Source organism: Caballeronia catudaia (genome assembly GCF_001544755.2).
GTDB classification, from domain to species: domain Bacteria; phylum Pseudomonadota; class Gammaproteobacteria; order Burkholderiales; family Burkholderiaceae; genus Caballeronia; species Caballeronia catudaia.
Genome location: NZ_FCOF02000133.1, coordinates 1 through 1,278 on the forward strand (window position 1 = coordinate 1; position 1,278 = coordinate 1,278).

1 protein-coding gene is annotated in these 1,278 nt (G+C 60.6%); it reads left to right on the top strand.

The genetic code is table 11. The features are described from left to right. The first annotated feature begins 80 nt into the window (after nt 1-80). Entirely contained in the window at nt 81-1,226 is a 1,146-nt protein-coding gene (locus AWB75_RS36425) for an IS481 family transposase (RefSeq protein ID WP_061128741.1), read from the top strand. Nucleotides 1,227-1,278 lie beyond the last annotated feature (52 nt).

Below are 1,278 nucleotides of genomic sequence, written 5' to 3' on the forward strand. Positions count from 1 at the left end.
TGTATAGACCGGAGACATGGGTAACACCTGTTCCAGGACATGGGTAACACTTCGGACGAATGGTTCGTCCGGAGTTGACCATGACCTGGGATAGCAAAGACATCATGGATCTGCGGCTTGAATTCGTGAGGTTCGCGACGCAAGAAGGCGCCAATCGGCGCGCATTGTGTCGGCAGTACGGCATTAGCCCGAAGACGGGCTACAAATGGATCGAGCGTTACGAACAGGGCGATACCACGTTGGCCGATCACTCCAGACGTCCCCTTCATAGTCCGGCACGAACCGCCGCCGAGACCGAAACACGCGTGGTCGAACTGCGCGAAGGCCAACCGGCCTGGGGCGGGGCGAAGATCAGTCGTCGCATGCTCGACATCGGCTGCGCTCAGGTGCCCTCGCCCAGCACGGTGACACGTATCCTGCACCGGCATGGCTTGATTACGCCAGAGGCCTCCACGGACGCCTCGCACTGGCAGCGCTTCGAACACGAACATCCCAATGACCTGTGGCAAATGGATTTCAAAGGCTGGATCGAACTGGACGGTGGCCGGCGCTGCTGGCCGTTCACCGTGCTGGATGATCATTCGCGCTTCAACCTCGTGCTCGATGCGTGCGGCAGCACGCCCACCCGGGTGGTGCGTGAGTGCTTGCGCGCGGCGTTTCGCCGTTACGGACTGCCGCGGCGCATCAACGCGGACAACGGCCCCCCGTGGGGCTGTCCCGCGCATCCAGGGCAACTGACCACGTTGGGAGTCTGGTTGATCCGCCTGGACATCCGGCCCTCGCATAGTCGTCCGGCGCATCCGCAAACCAACGGCAAAGACGAGCGCTTTCATCGAACGATGAAGGCTGAATTGCTCGCAGGTCGACACTTCGAGAACCTGAAGAGCGCTCAGCAGGCCTTCGATGCGTGGCGCAGCATCTATAACCACGAGCGTCCGCATCAGGCGTTGGGCATGGCCACGCCGTTCACGCGCTATCGGATGAGTCCACGAGCGTATCCGGAGCACTTGCCGGCGATTGAATACAGCGACGGCGATGCCGTGGTGCGCGTGCTTGAAAACGGCGAAGTGCGGTTCAAGTCGCGGCGCTTCAAGGTGTCGAGCGCGCTGGTCGGCCTGCCTATCGCCTTCCGAGCATGCGCGCAAACCGATGGCAGCTACGATGTCTATTTCGTGCATCATCGCCTCGATACGATCAGCTTGAAACGTGGCAGTCAAAGGAGCTAAATGTGTTACCCATGTCCTGACACACCTGTTACCCATGTCTCCGGTCTATACA